This is a genomic window from Streptomyces sp. TAA204 (assembly GCF_000424965.1).
Genome location: NZ_AUKW01000011.1, coordinates 199,340 through 217,256, shown reverse-complemented (window position 1 = coordinate 217,256; position 17,917 = coordinate 199,340). Strand labels below are relative to the sequence as shown.

Sequence of the window (17,917 nt, the reverse complement as noted above, 5' to 3'; positions counted from 1 at the left end):
CCAGATATGGAAGACCCGTGAGGGTTGGAGTTGACTGGTACTAATAAGCCGAGGGCTTGACCACAGGTACTTCTGCTCGCGTCCACTGTGCGGTTTCTGAGACAGCAACCCGCAATCCAGCACCACCACGTGACATGTGAACAGTGTGTGTTTGCTGAGACTTCCCCCCTTGCCGGGGCGTGCCACTACGTGTGGCAGGCCCAGGAGAAGTGGGGGGTGTGAGTTTCGGTGGTCATAGCGTCGGGGAAACGCCCGGTTACTTTCCGAACCCGGAAGCTAAGCCTGACAGCGCCGATGGTACTGCATGCGGGAGCGTGTGGGAGAGTAGGACACCGCCGAACAACCATTGACGGGCCCGTGGCCCGCAGCGTACATGCGCTGCGGGCCACGGGCCCGTTTTCGTATTTGAGAGCGGCATATGTTCGGGCGCGGCAGAATGCTGTGCGGCACCCGCAGGACAGGAGTCTCCCGATGACCACCAATTCGCCTGACGAAGGACCCGAACGTCGCCCTCGTCAGTCCGGTCCGCGGCGGGGCGATGACCGGCCTCGTGGCGATCGGCGCGATGAGCGCGGCGGAAGCGGTGCCGCGCGGGGGCGCGGTGGATTCCGCCGCGACGACGAGCGTCGTGACGAACGGGGCGGCGAGCGCAAGGACCGGGGCAGGAGCGGTGGTTCGGGGTCTCCTGACCGGGACCGCTCGCGCAGCGGCGACCGGGACAGGCCGCGTGGAGGTGCAGGGCCCCGCCGGAGTGACGACCGGGGCGGGCGCTCCGATGAGAGGCGCTCCGACGACAGGCGTTCCGAGAGCCGTCGGGAGGGGCGGCGGGATGACCGTCCGCGTGGTCCGCGCCGGGACGACGACCGGAGTGGCAGCGGTGGCAGGCGTCCCTATGGGCAGAGCGGCGGGCGCGGGCGCGACGACCGCGACCGGGGCGGATTCCGCGGCCGGCGTGATGACTCCCGCTCCGGACCTTCGCGGCGTCCGGGGCGCGATGACCGGCGCGACGACCGCAGGCAGGACCGGGAGCCGCTGAGGCGACTGCCGGTCGACGACGACGTCACGGGTTCCGAGCTGGACAAGGACGTCAGGCAGGAGCTGATGAGCCTGCCGAAGACGCTCGCCGAGGACGTCGCGAAGAATCTGGTGATGGTCGCCCGCCTGCTGGACGAGGACCCCGAGGCGGCCTACGGGTATGCCAAGGTCGCGCTGCGGCTGGCTTCGCGCGTGCCGTCGGTGCGTGAGGCGGTGGGCTTCGCCGCTTACGCGGTGGAGAAGTACGCGGAGGCGCTGGCGGAGTTCCGGGCGGCCCGTCGCATGACGGGACTGCAGCACCTGTGGCCGGTGATGGCGGACTGCGAGCGCGGTATGGGCCGTCCGGAGAAGGCCCTGGCGATGGCCGGTGAGCCTGAGGTCCAGAAGCTGGACAAGGCCGGGCAGGTCGAGATGAGGCTCGTCGTGGCGGGCGCGCGGCGCGACATGGGGCAGGCGGAAGCCGCCGTGGTGACGCTGCAGAGCCCTGAGCTGGCCTCCAACTCCCAGCAGCCGTGGACGGCACGTCTGCGGTATGCCTACGCCGACGCCCTGCTGGCGGTCGGCGGCCGCGAGGACGAGGCCCGGGAGTGGTTCGCGAAGGCGCTGGAGGCCGACCAGAGCGGTGCGACCGACGCTTCGGACAGGCTGGCCGAGATGGACGGTGTCGAGTTCGTCGACGCGCTCGACCCGGACGCGGCCGACGACGAGAGCGGGACAGAGGTGCCGGAGCAGGCGGAGAGGGCGGCGGACCGCCCGCGCGAGGGTGGTCCGGCGGCGTGATCTGAGCGAGAGGAGCAGAGGGCGGGAACCAGGTGGGTTCCCGCCCTCTGCTTCGCTGTTCGCCTGCTTACGGGGCGAACCGCGCCAGGGGGTTGTCCAGTTCGCCGATCAGCTGGAGCGCGCCGGCCGGGTCCTGGAGGTCGACCATCTGCTGGTTGTTGCGCAGTTGCAGCCGGTTCAGGCAGGACAGTGCGAAGGTGTCCGCGAAGAGGTCGTAGCGCTGGAAGCGGTCGGCCAGATGCGGGGCGGACTTCTGGTAGTCGCGTACGCACTCGGCCACCGCGGACCAGAAGGTGTCCTCGTCCAGAGTGCCGCTCTCGGAGAGCGCGGCGTTGAGGAAGCGCAGAAAGCAGTCGAAGACGTCGGTGAAGAGGGAGAGGACCTTCATCTCCTCGGGCACCTCGGCGCGGATGCGTTCGACCTCCGGGGGGAGGGGCGTGTCCGCGTTCATCACGGCGATCTCTTCGGCGATGTCCTTGAAGATCGCGCGCTTGGGGGTGCCGTCCTCGTCGAGAACGAGGATGACGTTCTCGCCGTGCGGCATGAAGACAAGTTCGTACTCGTAGAAGCAGTGCAGCAGCGGCGTGAGGTAGGTGTCGAGGTAGCGGCGCAGCCACGTCGCCGCGTCCAGGCCCGAGGACTCGATCAGGGAGGACGCCAGGGAGGCACCGTCGCGGTCGATGTGGAGCAGCGACGCCATCGTCGCCAGCCGCTCGCCCGGTGCCAGCCGCGGCACCGGGCTCTCCCGCCAGAGTGCCGCGAGCATCTTCAGATACGGGGAGCCCTTGGGGGCGGAGGCCTCGTAGGGGGCGGGGTGGTAGCCGACCGCGGCGCACTCGCGCAGCACGGACAGGCCCGTCTCCCGCAACACCGGGTCACCGTCGATGAGTTCGGCCAGCCAGTCGTTGATGGCGGGCGTCGCTTTCATGTAGTCGGCCGAAAGGCCCCTCACGAAGCCCATGTTGAGGACCGACAGGGCCGTCTTGACGTAGTGCCTGCCGGGGTCGGAGGCGTTGAAGAAGGTACGGATCGACTGCTGGGCGAGGTACTCGTCGTCGCCGTGCCCGAGGCAGACGAGGCGGCGCCGTGCGACCTCGGCGGCGAAGGTGACGGACAGCTTGTTCCACCACTGCCAGGGGTGCACGGGAATGAGGTAGTAGTCGTCCAGGTCGAGTCCGGCTTCGGACATGGCGGAGGAGAAGCGGCGCAGGGTGGCCGCGGACAGTTCCGAGAGCAGCAGCTTGTCGTAGCCGAGGTCCGCGGCGGTGGTGAACGTGGCGTGGTCGCGGTGGGCGGCGACCCAGATGAGCCGTACGGGGGCGGCGGCTTCGGGAGCGTAGGCACGGTACTCGGCGATGTCGAAGCCGAGACGGCCGTTGTTGGCCACGAAGCAGGGGTGGCCCTCGGTCATTCCGGCCTCGATCTCCTGGAAGCCGGAGCGGGCGAGCCGGTCGGCGCCGGCGTGCGGCGCGGCCAGCTTGAACGCGGTGCTGGCCAGGGTGGAGCTGATCTCCTCCAGGTAGACGGGCAGGACCTCCTCGCCCAGGCCGAGGGAGTCGCGCAGTTCGGTGACGAACTCCAGGGCGTCCAGGGGGAGCGGGCCGCCGTCCCGGTGGCGGGTGATGCTCGCGGCGTCCACCTGCCAGTGGTCCAGCGACAACTTCCGTGCGGTGAAGCGGTATTCGGTCGCTCCGTCGTCGCTGTGCACGGCGTGTTGCCCGGCGGGGTGTCCGTCTGACTCCGGGAGCGGGACGGGGGCGAGCAGCCGTTCATGTGTGAACTCCGCGAGTGCCTTGCGTATCAGCAGGCGGTTGGCCTCCTCCCAGCGCTCGGGTGTGAGGTGGGCGACGGCTTCGCGGGGAGAGCAGGTGGTCGGGGCGGTCATCGGCTCGTCGTCCCTTCTCGGACGTCACGTGGTGCGGGGCGGGCCAGGAAGTCCTCCCGGGTGCACGTGCTCAGGAAGGCGTCCTTCTCCGGTTTGGTGATGGTGCGTTCGACGCGGAAGCCGACGGCTTCGTTGAGGGCGTGCACGGCCTCGTTGCGGACGTCCGGTTCGACCACGACCCGGTGGGTTCCGGGGTCGGCGAAGAGCATGTCCATCACGGTGGTGATCACCGCGAGGGTGAATCCGTGCACCGGGGTGTCGGTGGGGGCGCACAGGAAGTGCATGCCGACGTCGCCGGGTTCGGCTTCGTGGAGTCCCTTGAGCTCGACGTGTGCGGGGTCGTAGCGCTCCATCAGGAAGCGCGGCTCGCCCTCGTGCAGCCCGAGGAAGGCATCGTGGTGGGGCGAGGCTGCGATGTTCATGAACTCCCGTTCCACATCGGGGAGTTTCGCCTCCTGCATCAGCCAGAACGCCGACTTGGGGTGGGTGACCCAGCGGTGGAGGAGCTCGGCGTCGCCGGCGGGGTCGACCGGGCGCAGGGCGAAGACGCCCAGACGCGGGTCGGTACGGGTGTGCACGGTTCCCGGGGCGTTCGCACGGGTGTGGCTGCTCATGCGGTCGGAGCCTCCGTTTCTGCGGTCGTGGCCGCGTCCGGTGCGGCGAAGTCCTGGAAGGCGATGGAGCGTTCGACCGGGTAGTACTCACGGCCCAGCAGCTCGCGGATGATGCAGGAGTTGCGGTAGGCGGCCATGCCGAGGTCCGGTGTGACGAAGCCGTGGGTGTGCAGTTCGGCGTTCTGGACGTAGATCCCGTCGCCGGCGGTGTCGATGCTGTAGTCCCGGCGAACGGCGAAGCGGCCCTGCTCGTCCCATTCGATGCGGTCGGTCACGGGGGAGAGGAAGTCCGGTGTGCGGTAGCGGTATCCGGTGGCGAGGACGAGGCCCTCGGTGGTGAGGGAGAAGTCCTGCTTCTGCTCCTCCTGGCGCAGCCCGAGGGTGTACGAGCCGGTGCCCGGGTCGTAGGACGCGTCGGTGAGCGCGGTGTTGGTCATCAGCCGGGTGGGGCAGGGGCCGCGACGGCTCTTCTGGTAGAGGAGGTCGAAGATGCCGTCGATCAGTTCGGTGTTGATGCCCTTGTAGAGGTTCTTCTGGGAGGCGTTGAGCCCGTCGCGGGTGGCTGCGGGCAGGCCGTAGAAGTAGTCCACATACTCCGGGGAGGTCATCTCCAGGGTGAGTTTGGTGTATTCGAGGGGGAAGAAGCGGGGTGAGCGGGTGACCCAGGTCAGTTCGTAGTCGTGGCCGTCGATGTCCTGCAGCAGGTCGTAGTAGATCTCCGCTGCGCTCTGGCCGCTGCCGACGACGGTGACGGACTTCTTCTCCTGGAGGGCGGGCTTGCTGTCCAGGTAGCGCGAGTTGTGGATCAGGTCCCCGTCCAGGCCGCTGCAGGCTTCGGGGATGTGGGGCGGGGTGCCGGTGCCCAGGACGAGCTTGCGGCCGCGGTAGGTACGCCGCACGCCGCCGGCGCGGTCGTCGGCGTGCACGAGGTAGAGGCCCTCGCGCTCGTCGTACTCCACGCGTGCGACGTGGTGCTGGAAGCGCACCGACTCCAGTTGCGCGGCGGCCCAGCGGCAGTAGTCGTTGTACTCGGCGCGCAGCGGATAGAAGCTCTCGCGGATGTAGAACGGGTAGAGGCGGCCGATCTCCTTGAGGTAGTTCAGGAAGGAGAAGCGGGAGGTGGGGTCCGCCAGGGTGACCAGGTCGGACATGAACGGTGTCTGCAGCGTGCTGTCCTCGAGCAGCATCCCCGAGTGCCAGTCGAACTCCGGCTTGTCGTCCAGGAACAGGCCGTCGAGGTCACCGATCGGCTCCGTCAGACAGGCGAGGCCGAGGTTGAAGGGGCCCAGCCCGATGGCTATGAAGTCGTGGACGGTGGTGGTGTCTTGTGTGGACACGTGAGTGAGTCTCCGGGTCTCCGGGGCGGGTGGTCAGCTGGCGCGGGAGCGGATCTGTTCCGTGCCGTCGTGCGGGTCTCGTGCGGCGCGTCCGTCTCCTGTGGCGGGGACCGCCGGGGACGCCTTGGACGGGCCCTGCTGCCCGTGGCGTCCGGAGAGCCGCCTGCCTGCGTGCTCGGCGATGAGGTCGAGGACGGCGGCGATGTCGCCGATCGAGGTCTCCGGGTTGAGCAGGGTGAACTTGAGGTAGTGGCGCCCGTCGACGACGGTCGAGGCGACCACCGCCTCCCCGGAGGCGAACAGGGCCTCCCTGGCGTGCAGGTTGACCTCGTCGACGAGGGACGGGCCCGCGGGGGCGGGCGGCAGGTAGCGGAAGACGAGGGTGCTCAGCTGAGGCCGGGTGACGACCTCGAAGCGCGGGTCGTCGCTGAGCAGCCGCCAGGCGTCGGCCGCCCGGTCCACGACCTCGTCGAAGAGTTCGCCGACGCTCTCCGCGCCCATGATGCGCAGCGTCAGCCACAGCTTGAGCGCGTCGAAGCGCCGGGTGGTCTGGATGGACTTGTCGACCTGGTTGGGGATGCGCTTCTCCGCCATCCGTGCGGGGTTGAGGTAGTCGGCGTGGTAGGTGACGTGGCGCAGGGCGGCCTCGTCACGGACCAGCAGGGCGCTGGAACTGACCGGCTGGAAGAAGGACTTGTGGTAGTCCACCGTCACCGAGTCGGCGCGTTCGATGCCGGACAGCAGATGGCGGCGCCGGGAGACGAGGAGCCCGCAGCCGTAGGCCGCGTCCACGTGCAGCCACGTGGCGGCACTCTCGCACAGGTCGGCGATACCGGGCAGCGGGTCGATGCTGCCGAAGTCCGTGGTGCCGGCCGTGGCGACGACGGCCATCACCACCAGATCCTCTCGCTCGCACCGTTCGAGTTCGGCGGCGAGGGCCGAGAGGCGCATCCTCCGGTCCTGGTCGCAGGGCACGGAGACCACGGCCTCGGCTCCCAGCCCGAGCAGCGTGGCCGCCTTCTCGACGCTGAAGTGGCTGCACTCGGAGGTGAGAATGCGCAGCCGGGGGAGGAGTTCGGGCTTGCGCATCGGTGTGGCGGAGTTCTTCTCCACCAGGCGGCACGCCTCGTCGCGGGCGAGCAGAAGGGCCTGAAGGTTGGACTGCGTGCCGCCGCTGGTGAAGATGCCGTCGGCGTCGCGGCCGAGACCGATGCGGTCGGTCGTCCACTTGATGAGGCGGCGCTCGATGAGCGTGCCGCCCGCGCTCTGGTCCCAGGTGTCGAGCGAGGAGTTGACGGCGGAGAGCACGGCCTCGCCGAGGACCGCCGGAATGACCACGGGGCAGTTGAGATGGGCCAGATAGCGCGGGTGGTGGAAGTAGACGGCGTCGCGGAGGTAGACGCCCTCCAGCTCGTCGAGGGCGGCGGCCGGGTCGCGCAGTGGCTCCTCCAGGTCGATGTCCGAGACGGCCGGGGCGAGTTGGGACGGGGTGATTCCGGTGAACGGCTGTTCGGTACCGGCGATCTTCTCCGCGACTCGCTCGACGCCGGCCGTGAGGGAGCGCCGGTAGTGCTCCGCCGTCCTGTCGTTGAGCAGGTGTGACCTGCTGCTCATGAACTGTCCTCCCTGACACGGACATCTTCTGCACGCACGGGCAGTGCGGTGAGGTAAGGCTACCCTAACCCCTGCTCCGTCATGGCCGGGTGGGGGCACATGGTGCGGTCGGAAGGCTTCAGTCCGGAGATTCGCGCAGGTCGGACGGTGAAGGAAAAGTCAGCGCCCGTCGTCCTCGAGGACGCGCAGCACCAGGCCGGTTGCCGGTTTCGGGCCGAAGGATGTGGACTTGCGCGGCATCATGACGCCCTGCTCGGCCAGCTCGCGTACCGCTTCCTCCGGCACCGGGCGCAACAGCACCGCTGTGCCGCCGAGTTGGGCCGCCTTGCCGGCAGCGGCGGCGGCGTCGTGGATGTAGCCGATCTCTTCCGGACGGTCGGGGACGCGCCACACCTCGTCGAGCAGCACCGAGTGCAGCACGGTGGCGTCCAGCCGCCGCCAGGACTCCGGGCGGCGGGCGTCGAGCGTACGCTCCAGCAGACGCGGCTCCGGACGGTCCAGCAGGTGGCAGGTGCCGCCGCCGTCGGTGAGCAGAAAGGCATTGCCCGGGGTCGCCCCGAGGGCCTCCAGCGCCTGCGGGAGGGGGACGTCGAGTGGCGTGACGCGGAAGGCCCCGCGCATCTCCAGCGTCTCCAGGGCCCGTTTGAGGGGCAGCCGGGGCAGTACGCGGTGGATGGCCTGCACCCGCAGCGGGTAGCGGGCGGTGTCGACGAGCAGGACCAGGCCGTAGTTCCACGGGGAGTCCCCGTCCCTGCGCCCGTCCCTGTCCCCGTCTCCGCCCTCGCTCCCGGCGCCGGGTACGGCGGCGTCCCCGGACTGCTCGTCGCGCAGCCGCAGATACGTCGCCCACCGGTGGTGGCCGTCCGCGATCAGGGCGCGCCGCCGGGACAGGTCCGCGTCTGTCTCGGCGAGTTCGCCGGGATCGGTGACGGCCCACAGCCGGTGCGAGAAGCCGTCCTCGGTCGTGGTCGACAGCAACGGCTCGCGCAGCGTGGCGCGTTCGATGACGGCCGATGCCCCGCCCGGGGTGCCGTCACCGCGGTAGGAGAGCAGCAGCGGCTCCAGATTCGCGCCCGTGCCGCGCATCAGGGCGGCCCGGTCCGCGACGACGTCCGCCATCACTCCCTCGTGCGGCAGCACCACGCCGTCCTGGGGAGGGGAGAGCCGCAGCGCGCCGATGATCCCGCGCTGCAGAAGATCGCCGCGGCGCTGCTCGTAGACGTACAGGGCGGGCTCGGGGTCGAGCGCGAGGACGCCCTCCGCGCGCCAGCGGCGGAGCGTGGCAGCGGCCTTGCTCTGCCGGGCTGCCTCGTCGCCGGCCTGCGGCAGGATCAGCCGGACGATGTTGTGCGGGTCCGCGGTCTCCAGGTGGTGCAGCTCGTCCGGGCGGACCACGACGTCGTACGGCGGCGAGGTCACCGTGGCCAGACCGCCGGCCCTTCCGGGCGCGTAGCGCAGCCCGCGGAAGGGGGAGAGCCGGAGGCCGTCACTGGTCATTCCCGCATGCTATGCCGGGGCACGCGGGGGCCGGGACACCGGCGGGTGACGGGAGGGAGGATGATCTCACCACGAGGGGTGCGGACGGGCGTGGACGGGTGAGGAGAGAACCCTTGCGAGGAGAGCGAGAGACGATGCCGGACACTGTGCGCACAGCGCCCTCGGGCAGCGCGAGGGCGCTGCGGGAGGCGTACGACACCGCGCTGCTCGACCTGGACGGCGTGGTCTACGTCGCCGGTGACGCCGTCCCGCACGCGGTGGCCTCCCTGGAGGCGGCGCGAGAGGCGGGCATGCGGCTCGCGTACGTGACCAACAACGCGGCCCGCACACCCGTGAGCGTCGCCGAGCATCTCGAACGCCTCGGCGTGCCCGCCGAGGCGTCGGACGTGATCACGTCGGCGCAGGCGGTGGCGCGGCTCATCGCCGAGCAGCACCCCGCCGGAGCGCGCGTACTGCCGGTCGGCGGCGACGGCCTGCGGGAGGCGCTGCGCGAAGCCGGGCTGAACGTCGTGGAGTCGGCGGACGAGGACCCGGCAGCCGTGGTGCAGGGGTACGGCGGCCCGCAGCTGCCGTGGGGGCGGCTGGGCGAGGCGGCGATCGCGGTCGGCAGAGGGGCGCACTGGTTCGCCTCGAACACGGACATGACGATCCCGGGGGACCGGGGCATCCTGCCCGGCAACGGCGCGGCGGTCGAGGTCGTACGGGTGGCGACACGATGGATGCGCGAGGCGCCCGAACCGCAGATCGCGGGGAAGCCGCGGCCCCCGATGCACCGCGAGACGATCCTGCGCACGGGCGCGCGGCGGCCGCTGGTCGTCGGCGACCGGCTCGACACCGACATCGAGGGCGCCCACGTGGGCGGGGTCGACTCGCTGCTCGTGCTGACCGGAGTGACGGACGGGACGCAGCTGCTGGCCGCGCGGCCCGAGCACCGGCCGGTCTACGTGGCGCGCGATCTGCGCGGACTGGCGCAGCCGCAGCCCGAGTTGAGCCGGGAGGACGGGCCGGTGTTCGGCTGCGGGGGCTGGAGCGCCCGTGCGGGCGAGGACGAACTCGTCCTGGAGGGGGAGGGTGAAGCGCTGGACGGGCTGCGGGCGCTGTGCGCGGCGGCCTGGACGGCGGCGGGGGAGGGCAGTTGCGGCCTGGAGACGGGCAAGGCCCTGGCGCGGCTGGGGCTTTGATCGTCCGACGGCGGCACGGCGCCCTGTCCGTGCCGCGGGCCGTGCCGCAGGGCCTTGCGGTCCTTACGCCGGGGACGTCCCCCGGCCCCGCATCCTCCGGATGCCCTCGCCGCGCCGGCCCGTTCAGTCGTCCGTGCCCGTGGCCGCGCCGGAGACCGCCTCCTCCACGAGCTGCTCCTCCGTGGCGTTCATCCGCCAGTAGCCCGTGAACTTCACTGCCCTGCGGTCGAATCCGCGCTCCCGGACCAGATGCCGCCGCAGGGCCTTGACCGTCCCGGACTCGCCCGCGATCCACGCGTACGGGGTGCCGGGGGGAAACGCCGCGGAGCCGATCGAGCCGAGCACGAACTCCGTGCGCTGCCGGCGGGTGTTGTCCCTGACCAACCAGGTGATGTCGGCGTCGGCCATGGTCGGCAGGTCCTGGATGTCGTCCGCGTGCGGCACCTCGATCCAGACCTTGGCGGGCGTTCCGGGCGGCAGCCAGCTGAGGATTCCTGCGACGGCGGGAAGCGCCGTCTCGTCGCCGCTGAGCAGCACCCAGTCGGTGCCGGAGGGCGGCCTGAAGTCGACGCCGCCGTTGTCCCCTTCGACCGGACCCAGCAGCGTGACCCGGTCGCCGGGACGGGCGCCGGCCGCCCACCGTGACGCCGGACCGGCGGCCACGAAGCCCGCCGCCTCCGGGTCAGCCGGGTCGCCGACGCCGTGCAGCACGAAGTCGACGTCCAGCTCCGGACGGGGGTGGCGGCGCTGCTCCCGCACGGTGTACGAGCGCATGATTCCGCGGATGTCCGGGTCCATGGCCCGCCAGACCGTGAACCACGAGTCGCCCGCCTCGCACGGGACGACCGGTGCGTCCTGGCCGGGGTGCGGCAGGAAGAGTTTGAAGCGCTGGTCACGTCCGCCGGAGGCGAACCTGCTCAGCGCGTCGCCGCCAAGGGTGATGCGCAGCATGGTCGGGCCGAGCCGGGCGGTCCGTACGACGTGGGCGTCGAAGAACTCGAACGGGACTGTCAGGGCGGGCGCTTCGGGGGCTGCGGTACTCATCTGCGGGCTCTCCTCCCGTTCGGCCGCCCCGTGCGGTGCGGCCGGTGGCGGTGCGTTGTGTCGGTGCCGGCGGTGTCCGTCCCTGCGGGCGGTGCGTGCTTCGACTCACCGCCCGCGCTCGGGGCATCCGTGACCGGATGCGGCTCAACTGACTTTCTTCGCGCCTTCGACGGCCTCGGCGAGCTGCTCCAGGAGCGGGGCGGCGCCCGCGTAGGAGAAGCGGGGTTCGGCGTCCCATGTCGTCAGCTGGCCCTCCTTCACGGCGGGCAGGTCCGACCAGGACGGCTTGTCCTTGAGGGCGTCCGGCTGCAGGGCCTGGGTGCGGTTGTCGAGCATGATGACGTCGGCCTTGTACTTGTCGGCGTTCTCCCAGCTCAGCTCCTCGAAGAAGCCCTGCTGGCTGAGCTTCTCGGGTACGACGATGTCGACGCCGAGCTCCTTGAAGTAGCGCAGGTCGGCGTTGGCGGAGGGGTCGGAGACATAGAACAGGTCCGGGGAGCCGGAGGCGGCCAGCACCTTCAGGCCACCGTTCGCCTTGGCCGTCCTGCGCAGTTTCCCGGCCGCCTCCTCGAAGCGGGCCTTGTCGTCGGTGACCTTCTTCGCCTTCAGGTCCGCGCCGAGCGCCTCGGCGAGCTTCGCGAAGCGTTCGACCGCGTCGCGCATCGAGATCTCGGCGGTCTTCATGGCCAGCGAGGGCGCCAGCTTGAGGATCTTGGACTTGCTCTCGTCCGGCACGTACCAGAGGGCGTCCTCGACGTACATGTTGGTCACCAGCAGGTCGGGGCGGAGCTTGGCGTACTTCTCGATGTCGAACTCGCCGTAGGCGTTTCCGATGATCTTCAGCTTGTCGACGTCCAGGTCGCCGGCGAGTACGTCCGGTTCGCCGTTCTTCTTCTTCGTCGGACCGAAGACCCCGGCGATCCGGTCCCCGGCGCCGAAGTCGTGCAGGGCGGCGGCGGTTCCGACGTAGGCGACGACGCGCTCCGGTGCGGCGTCGAGCTTGATCTTCTTCTTGCGGTCGTCGGTGAAGGACCAGGCGCCACCGCTCTTGCCGGAAGCGGAGTCCGAGCCGCTCTCGCCCCCGCAGGCGGCGAGCAGAGCGCCGAGACCGGCGGCACCGCCTGCGGCCAGCAGGCCACGGCGGGAGAGACGGGATGACGCGGACGAGTGGGGCATGGCAGAGCCTTCTCTTCTCAATGTCGTACGGGACCGGCCGTGGGCCGGGATGTTCGGTTAGGTTAACCTAACCAAAGTCGTTGTTGTCCAGTGGTCCGGGGCCGCCCACTCCCCGGTCCCCGACCGGAGCCTGTACGTGACTCTCATCAAGTCCCGCCTTGCACACGGGGGTTCGGCCGCCGAAGTGCCCGCGCCACCCCACCGGCCGCCACCGCCGACGGGCCGGGCCGGTTCCCCGGACCAGCTCGGCACGGCCCTCGCCGCCCCCACCGCGGGGAGAGGCCGGTCCGCGCTGCGCGCCGCCGGACTCCTCGGTGCCGCGGGCCTGTTGCTGCTCGTGCTCGTGCTCAGCGTCGCCGTCGGGGCCAAGCCGCTCTCACCGGGTGAGGTCCTGCGAGGTCTCACGGAGCCCGGCTCACCGGCGTACACGGTGGTCCACGAGATGCGCCTGCCGCGCACCGTGCTGGGTCTGCTCGCCGGGGTCGCGCTCGGGCTCGCGGGCGGAGTGATGCAGGCGCTGACCCGCAACCCCCTTGCCGATCCCGGTCTGTTGGGCATCAATGCGGGGGCCGCCGCGGCAGTGGTCACCGCCATCTCCTTCTTCGGTGTGACCGGTTACAACGGCTACATCAGCTTCGCCTTCCTCGGTGCCGCGGCCGTCTCGGTGGCCGTGTACGCGGTGGGCGGCGGCAGGGGGGCCACTCCCGCCCGGCTCGCACTCGCCGGAACGGCTCTGAACGCGGCGCTCATCTCCTACGTGAACGCCGTCCAGTTGCTCGACACCGCCTCGCTGGACCGGATGCGCTTCTGGACGGTCGGCTCACTGGCCCGGGCCGAGGAGGCCACCAACCTCAAGGCACTGCCGTTCGTCATCGCCGGGCTGCTGGTGGCGCTGGCCCTCGCCCGTCCGCTCAACGCGCTCGCACTCGGCGACGACGCGGCCAGAGCGCTGGGTTCGCGTCCCGCGCTCACCCGCACCGGCGCCATCGTGGCCGTGACCCTGCTGTGCGGGGCGGCGACCGCCGCGTGCGGCCCCATCGTCTTCGTCGGCCTGATGGTGCCGCACATGGTGCGCTCCCTGACCGGGCCGGACCTGCGCTGGCTGCTGCCGTACTGCGCGGTGCTGGCCCCGGTGCTCATGCTGGGCGCGGACGTGCTGGGGCGGGTGCTGGGCCGGCCCGGCGAACTGCAGGTCGGCATCGTGACGGTCGTACTGGGCGGGCCGTTCTTCCTCTACTTCGTGCGGCGACGGAGGGTGGCACAGGCATGAGCGTCCTGCGTACCGCGAGCGGCTGGTCCGTGGCCTTCAGGCCACGCGCGCTGGCCGCCGGAACGGTGTGTGCGGTCCTCGCGCTCGCTGTCGCCGTCGTCGCGATCGGCAGCGGCGAGTACCCGATGGCCCCGGCGGAGGTGGTGCGCACCCTCGTCGGGCAGGGCGACCCCGCGGACGCCTTCATCGTGGCCGAACTGCGCCTCCCGCGAGCCGTCACGGCGCTCGCGGTGGGTGCCGCGCTGGCGCTGGGCGGCGCGGTCTTCCAGGCCGTGGTGCGCAACCCGCTCGGGAGTCCCGACGTGCTGGGGTTCACGCACGGCGCCGCCACCGGCGCACTGTCCGCGATCGTGCTCGCCGGCGGGGGCAGCGTGGCCCTCGCTGGCGGTGCGCTCCTCGGCGGGATCGTCACCGGTGTCCTGGTGTACGCACTGGCATGGCGCCGCGGGATGCACGGCTACCGGCTGGTGCTGGTCGGTATCGGAGTGGCCGCGATCCTCACCGGCGTCAACGGCTATCTGCTGACACGCGCGCACATCACCGAGGCGGGCCGTGCGGTGCTGTGGATGACCGGCAACCTCAACGGGCGCGGCTGGGACGACGTACTGCCGCTGCTGGGTGGTATGGCGGTGCTCGTGCCGGTCGTGCTGCTGGGGTGCGCACGCGGGCTGCGCATGATGGAGATGGGCGACGACGCCGCGTACGCACTGGGCGTACGCGTGGAGCATGTGCGGCTGGTGCTGCTGGGTGCGGCCGTGCTGCTGGTCTCCCTCGCCGCCGCGGCGGCGGGGCCCGTCGCCTTCGTGGCGCTCACGGCACCGCAGCTGGCGCGGCGGCTGACGAAGTCACCGGGGCCCAATCTGGTGCCCTCGGTCTTCATGGGGGCCGTGCTGCTGTCCGCCGCCGACCTCGCGGCCCAACGGGCCTTCGGCGGGCAGGAACTGCCGGTGGGAGTGGTCACGGGCGTACTGGGCGGCGGCTATCTGGTGTGGCTGCTGGCCACGGAGCGCAGGGCGGGACGGATATGAACGGCAGGACGGGCACGACCGGGGCGGCCGGGGCGGCCGGGGCGACGACCGATACGCAGGCCGATGCGGGAACCGGAGCGACGGCCGAACCGAGGACCGGTGCGAGGACGACCGAGATGACGCAGCAGACCGCGCACAAGACGGAGCACAAGCCGGGGCACAAGACTGGGCGGAAGACGAAGAGTCCGGGACAGCAGCCCCCGGTAACACTCCCGCAGGACCCGGCAGCGGCAGCCGCCAGGCTCACCGGCGAGGCACTCACCCTCGCCTACGACCAGCGCACCATCACCGAAGGACTCACCGTCGCCGTACCCGACAACTCCTTCACGGTGGTCGTCGGTCCCAACGCGTGCGGCAAGTCCACCCTGCTGAGGGCGCTGTCGAGGATGCTGAAGCCAGCCGCGGGGTCCGTCATGCTGGACGGCGCCGACATCGGCGGCATTCCGGCCAAGAAGCTCGCGCGGACGCTGGGGCTGCTGCCGCAGTCCTCCCTCGCCCCGGACGGGATCACCGTGGCCGATCTGGTGGCCCGGGGCCGCTATCCGCATCAGGGACTGCTGCGGCAGTGGTCGCGGGAGGACGAGCGGGTCGTGGGTGAGTCCATGGCGGCGACGGGGGTCGCCGACCTCGCCGACCGCTTCGTCGACGAACTCTCCGGCGGGCAGCGCCAGCGCGTGTGGATCGCCATGGCTCTCGCACAGCAGACGCCTCTGCTGCTGCTGGACGAGCCGACGACCTACCTCGACATCGCCCACCAGATCGAGGTGCTCGACCTGTGCGCCGCCCTCCACGAGGAACAGGGCCGCACACTCGTGGCCGTCCTGCACGACCTCAACCACGCGGCCCGCTACGCCACACACCTCATCGCGATGCGCGACGGCGGGATCGTGGCACAGGGCCCGCCGGGCGACGTCGTCACGGCGCAGCTCGTGGAGGAGGTCTTCGGGATGCCGTGCCGGGTGATCGAGGACCCGGAGTCGGGGACGCCGCTGGTCGTCCCCGCGGCGCGGGAACGTACGAGGGCGGCGACGCGGGCGGGATGAGCCGCGGGGCGGGCGGAGGCCGGGACGCAGGTCGAAAGCGGTAGCGTCTGGGGCATGAGCGACCCGATGCCGGACGGAGTGCCGGTGCAGCAGGACGGTGATCCGCCGGACCGGGCGGACCTGACGGACCCGGGGGAACCGGGGGAACCGGCGCGCCCGGTGGCCCCGGAGACCCCGGCGCAGCCCGCGCGTACGGAGTGGCCGCCGGAGCCGGCGGCATCCCCTGGCGGGGGGACGGACGAGGGGGGTCCGGCCGGCGGGCCCGGCCACGAGCCGGGCGGGAACCTCTCCGCTGCGGACGAGTACGCCTCCGCTGCGGATGAGGACCTTCCCCCGGTGGACGGCGCCGCCTCTGCGGACGAGGAGGACGGACCGCGGCCGCTGGGCCTGCATGTGGAGCCCACGGGGCACGCCCCCGTCGACGACCGGCTGAGGAGGCTGGAGGACGCCGATCATCTCGCCGTCTCCGGCCACCTGGAGGTGTACGAGGACGTGCACCGGGGACTGCGTGACACGCTCACCGCCCTCGACCGGCCCGCCCCCGGCCAGGTTCCCGCCCCCGGCCAGGTTCCCGCATCCGCCTCCGGCCCTGTCCCCGGTCCCGTACCCGGCCGGGGTGTGCCGCCACGTCCCCACCCACGGAGCTGACACGTGCCCCGACGCCGGCTCGACGCGGAGCTCGTACGCCGGAACCTGGCCCGCTCGCGCGAGCACGCCGCCCGCCTGATCGCCGAGGGGCGGGTGACCGTCGGCGGGAACACCGCCTCCAAGGCGGCCACACAGGTGGAGACGAGCGCCGCGGTGGTCGTCCGCGAGGACGGGAACGACCCGGGGTACGTCTCCCGCGGCGGGCACAAACTCGCGGGAGCGTTCGCAGAGTTCGTGCCGAGGGGACTGCGCACCGAGGGGCGGCGCGCCCTGGACGCGGGAGCCTCGACGGGCGGCTTCACCGATGTGCTGCTGCGCGCGGGGGTGTCGGAGGTCGTCGCGGTCGACGTCGGGTACGGACAGCTCGCCTGGTCGCTGCGCAGCGACGGCCGCGTCACCGTCAAGGACCGTACGAACGTACGGGAGTTGACACCCGATGACGTGGACGGGAAGCTCGTCGATCTCGTCGTCGGTGATCTGTCCTTCATCCCGCTGGGGCTGGTGCTTCCCGCCCTGGTGCGCTGTGCCGCGCCCGGCGCCGACCTCGTGCTCATGGTCAAGCCGCAGTTCGAGGTGGGCAGGGAACGGCTCGGCAGCGGAGGTGTGGTGCGCAGTGCCGCACTGCGCGCCACGGCGGTCGGGACGGTCGCCGGACAGGCGGCCGCGCTGGGACTGGGGGCGCTCGGGGTGACGGCGAGTCCGCTGCCGGGGCCGTCCGGGAACGTCGAGTACTTTCTGTGGCTGCGGGCCGGTGCACCCGAGATCGACCCGGCGGATGTCGAGCGAGCTGTGGCGGAGGGCCCGAAATGACGACACCCACTGACGCCCGTACGGTCTTCCTGCTCGCCCACACAGGCCGCCGCGCGGCAGTGCGCAGCGCCGAACTCGTGGTCCAGGGGCTGCTGCGCGAGAACATCGGCGTGCGGGTGCTGGAGGGGGAGGCCACCGACCTGCCGCTGCCCGAGCAGGCGCAGAAGGTGCCCGCCGACGGGAACGCCGCGGAGGGCTGCGAGTTGATCGTGGTCCTCGGTGGTGACGGAACACTGCTGCGCGGCGCCGAGTTCGCACGCGCCTCGGGCGTGCCGATGCTGGGCGTGAACCTCGGACGCGTCGGCTTCCTCGCCGAGGCCGAGCGCGACGACCTGGAGAAGGTCGTCAACCGCGTGGTGACCCGCGGTTACGAGGTCGAGGAGCGGATGACGCTCGACGTGCTCGTACGCACCGACGGCCGCGTCGTGCACCGCGACTGGGCCATCAACGAGGCCTCCGTGGAGAAGGCGTCCCGCGAGCGGATGCTGGAGGTCGTCACCGAGGTCGACAACCGGCCCGTCTCCCGCTTCGGCGGTGACGGCGTCGTCTGTGCCACGCCCACGGGGTCGACGGCCTACGCCTTCTCCGCGGGCGGCCCGGTCGTGTGGCCCGAGGTCGAGGCCCTGCTGATGGTGCCGATCAGCGCGCACGCGCTGTTCGCCAAACCGCTGGTGACCGCGCCCGACTCGGTGCTGGCCGTGGAGGTGCAGCCGCAGACGCCCCACGGAGTGATGTGGTGCGACGGGCGGCGCAGCGTCGAACTGCCCGCGGGCGCCCGGGTGGAGGTGCGGCGCGGCTCCGTGCCCGTACGGCTGGCACGGCTGCACCACGCGTCGTTCACCGACCGGCTCGTCGCCAAGTTCGCGCTGCCGGTGGCGGGCTGGCGGGGCGCGCCGCACTGACGGGTGGTGTCACGGCGTGGCGACCGTAAGTGCCCGAGGGTGCGCCGAAAGTG

General features: G+C 71.4%; 15 protein-coding genes and 1 rRNA gene. 9 read left to right on the top strand and 7 right to left on the bottom strand.

What is annotated here, in order from left to right; all coding sequences use genetic code 11:
* Positions 1–224 precede the first annotated feature (224 nt).
* A 5S ribosomal RNA gene (rrf, locus tag H343_RS0118725) occupies positions 225–341 on the top strand.
* Between the two features lie 691 nt (positions 342–1,032).
* Entirely contained in the window at positions 1,033–1,815 is a 783-nt protein-coding gene (locus H343_RS35600) for a tetratricopeptide repeat protein (RefSeq protein WP_486586954.1), read from the top strand.
* Between the two features lie 67 nt (positions 1,816–1,882).
* Here H343_RS35600 and H343_RS0118715 read toward each other — a convergent pair whose 3' ends face one another.
* From H343_RS0118715 to H343_RS0118695, 5 genes are all read right to left on the bottom strand, one after another.
* Entirely contained in the window at positions 1,883–3,700 is a 1,818-nt protein-coding gene (locus tag H343_RS0118715; RefSeq protein ID WP_028432403.1) for an IucA/IucC family protein, read from the bottom strand.
* A complete protein-coding gene (locus tag H343_RS0118710; protein WP_037904231.1) occupies positions 3,697–4,314 on the bottom strand; it encodes a GNAT family N-acetyltransferase in 618 nt (205 codons plus the stop codon). The genes H343_RS0118715 and H343_RS0118710 overlap by 4 nt, the downstream gene beginning before the upstream one ends.
* A complete protein-coding gene (locus H343_RS31475; protein WP_037904228.1) occupies positions 4,311–5,651 on the bottom strand; it encodes a lysine N(6)-hydroxylase/L-ornithine N(5)-oxygenase family protein in 1,341 nt (446 codons plus the stop codon). The genes H343_RS0118710 and H343_RS31475 overlap by 4 nt, the downstream gene beginning before the upstream one ends.
* Before the next feature lie 33 nt (positions 5,652–5,684).
* On the bottom strand, positions 5,685–7,265 hold the full coding sequence (locus H343_RS31470) for a pyridoxal phosphate-dependent decarboxylase family protein (protein ID WP_078505857.1): 1,581 nt from the start codon (positions 7,263–7,265) through the stop codon (positions 5,685–5,687).
* A gap of 159 nt (positions 7,266–7,424) precedes the next feature.
* Positions 7,425–8,762: a DUF1015 domain-containing protein gene (locus H343_RS0118695; protein ID WP_028432401.1), complete on the bottom strand. Its 1,338-nt coding sequence runs from the start codon at positions 8,760–8,762 to the stop codon at positions 7,425–7,427.
* A gap of 134 nt (positions 8,763–8,896) precedes the next feature.
* On the opposite strand from H343_RS0118695, the gene H343_RS0118690 reads away from it, so the two are divergent.
* Positions 8,897–9,943 carry an HAD hydrolase-like protein gene (locus H343_RS0118690; RefSeq protein ID WP_028432400.1) on the top strand — a complete coding sequence of 349 codons (1,047 nt, stop codon included), beginning with the start codon at positions 8,897–8,899 and terminating at the stop codon, positions 9,941–9,943.
* A 123-nt stretch (positions 9,944–10,066) separates the two neighbouring features.
* On the opposite strand, the gene H343_RS0118685 is transcribed toward H343_RS0118690, so the two are convergent.
* On the bottom strand, positions 10,067–10,987 hold the full coding sequence (locus H343_RS0118685) for a siderophore-interacting protein (RefSeq protein ID WP_028432399.1): 921 nt from the start codon (positions 10,985–10,987) through the stop codon (positions 10,067–10,069).
* Positions 10,988–11,131: 144 nt separating this feature from the next.
* Positions 11,132–12,163, bottom strand: coding sequence for an ABC transporter substrate-binding protein (locus H343_RS0118680; protein ID WP_028432398.1), 1,032 nt, complete (start codon positions 12,161–12,163; stop codon positions 11,132–11,134).
* A gap of 292 nt (positions 12,164–12,455) precedes the next feature.
* Here H343_RS0118680 and H343_RS0118675 point away from each other — a divergent pair, with 292 nt between their 5' ends.
* The 6 genes from H343_RS0118675 (at position 12,456) to H343_RS0118650 (ending at position 17,864) form a co-directional block, all read left to right on the top strand.
* The gene (locus tag H343_RS0118675) at positions 12,456–13,433 is read left to right on the top strand and encodes a FecCD family ABC transporter permease (protein ID WP_486586953.1); all 978 of its coding nucleotides are present in this window, start codon (positions 12,456–12,458) and stop codon (positions 13,431–13,433) included.
* A complete protein-coding gene (locus tag H343_RS0118670) occupies positions 13,430–14,461 on the top strand; it encodes an iron chelate uptake ABC transporter family permease subunit (RefSeq protein ID WP_028432396.1) in 1,032 nt (343 codons plus the stop codon). The genes H343_RS0118675 and H343_RS0118670 overlap by 4 nt, the downstream gene beginning before the upstream one ends.
* Positions 14,462–14,577: 116 nt before the next feature.
* A complete protein-coding gene (locus H343_RS31465) occupies positions 14,578–15,504 on the top strand; it encodes an ABC transporter ATP-binding protein (protein ID WP_078505871.1) in 927 nt (308 codons plus the stop codon).
* 54 nt (positions 15,505–15,558) lie between these two features.
* Positions 15,559–16,152: a hypothetical protein gene (locus H343_RS36015; protein ID WP_486586950.1), complete on the top strand. Its 594-nt coding sequence runs from the start codon at positions 15,559–15,561 to the stop codon at positions 16,150–16,152.
* 3 nt (positions 16,153–16,155) lie between these two features.
* Positions 16,156–16,962 (top strand): TlyA family RNA methyltransferase, encoded by an 807-nt coding sequence (locus H343_RS0118655; protein ID WP_028432395.1) that lies wholly within the window; start codon positions 16,156–16,158, stop codon positions 16,960–16,962.
* Positions 16,959–17,864 (top strand): NAD kinase, encoded by a 906-nt coding sequence (locus H343_RS0118650; RefSeq protein WP_028432394.1) that lies wholly within the window; start codon positions 16,959–16,961, stop codon positions 17,862–17,864. The genes H343_RS0118655 and H343_RS0118650 overlap by 4 nt, the downstream gene beginning before the upstream one ends.
* Positions 17,865–17,917 lie beyond the last annotated feature (53 nt).

What these genes read in the sequence shown, in the direction of transcription:
- H343_RS31465 (WP_078505871.1), top strand. Translation starts at nt 14,578, where the DNA reads ATGACGCAGCAGACCGCGCACAAGACGGAGCACAAGCCGGGGCACAAG.
- H343_RS0118670 (WP_028432396.1), top strand. Translation starts at nt 13,430, where the DNA reads ATGAGCGTCCTGCGTACCGCGAGCGGCTGGTCCGTGGCCTTCAGGCCA.
- H343_RS0118680 (WP_028432398.1), bottom strand. Translation starts at nt 12,163, where the DNA reads ATGCCCCACTCGTCCGCGTCATCCCGTCTCTCCCGCCGTGGCCTGCTG.
- H343_RS0118715 (WP_028432403.1), bottom strand. Translation starts at nt 3,700, where the DNA reads ATGACCGCCCCGACCACCTGCTCTCCCCGCGAAGCCGTCGCCCACCTC.
- H343_RS0118695 (WP_028432401.1), bottom strand. Translation starts at nt 8,762, where the DNA reads ATGACCAGTGACGGCCTCCGGCTCTCCCCCTTCCGCGGGCTGCGCTAC.
- H343_RS0118690 (WP_028432400.1), top strand. Translation starts at nt 8,897, where the DNA reads ATGCCGGACACTGTGCGCACAGCGCCCTCGGGCAGCGCGAGGGCGCTG.
- H343_RS31470 (WP_078505857.1), bottom strand. Translation starts at nt 7,265, where the DNA reads ATGAGCAGCAGGTCACACCTGCTCAACGACAGGACGGCGGAGCACTAC.
- H343_RS36015 (WP_486586950.1), top strand. Translation starts at nt 15,559, where the DNA reads ATGAGCGACCCGATGCCGGACGGAGTGCCGGTGCAGCAGGACGGTGAT.
- H343_RS0118685 (WP_028432399.1), bottom strand. Translation starts at nt 10,987, where the DNA reads ATGAGTACCGCAGCCCCCGAAGCGCCCGCCCTGACAGTCCCGTTCGAG.
- H343_RS0118650 (WP_028432394.1), top strand. Translation starts at nt 16,959, where the DNA reads ATGACGACACCCACTGACGCCCGTACGGTCTTCCTGCTCGCCCACACA.
- H343_RS0118710 (WP_037904231.1), bottom strand. Translation starts at nt 4,314, where the DNA reads ATGAGCAGCCACACCCGTGCGAACGCCCCGGGAACCGTGCACACCCGT.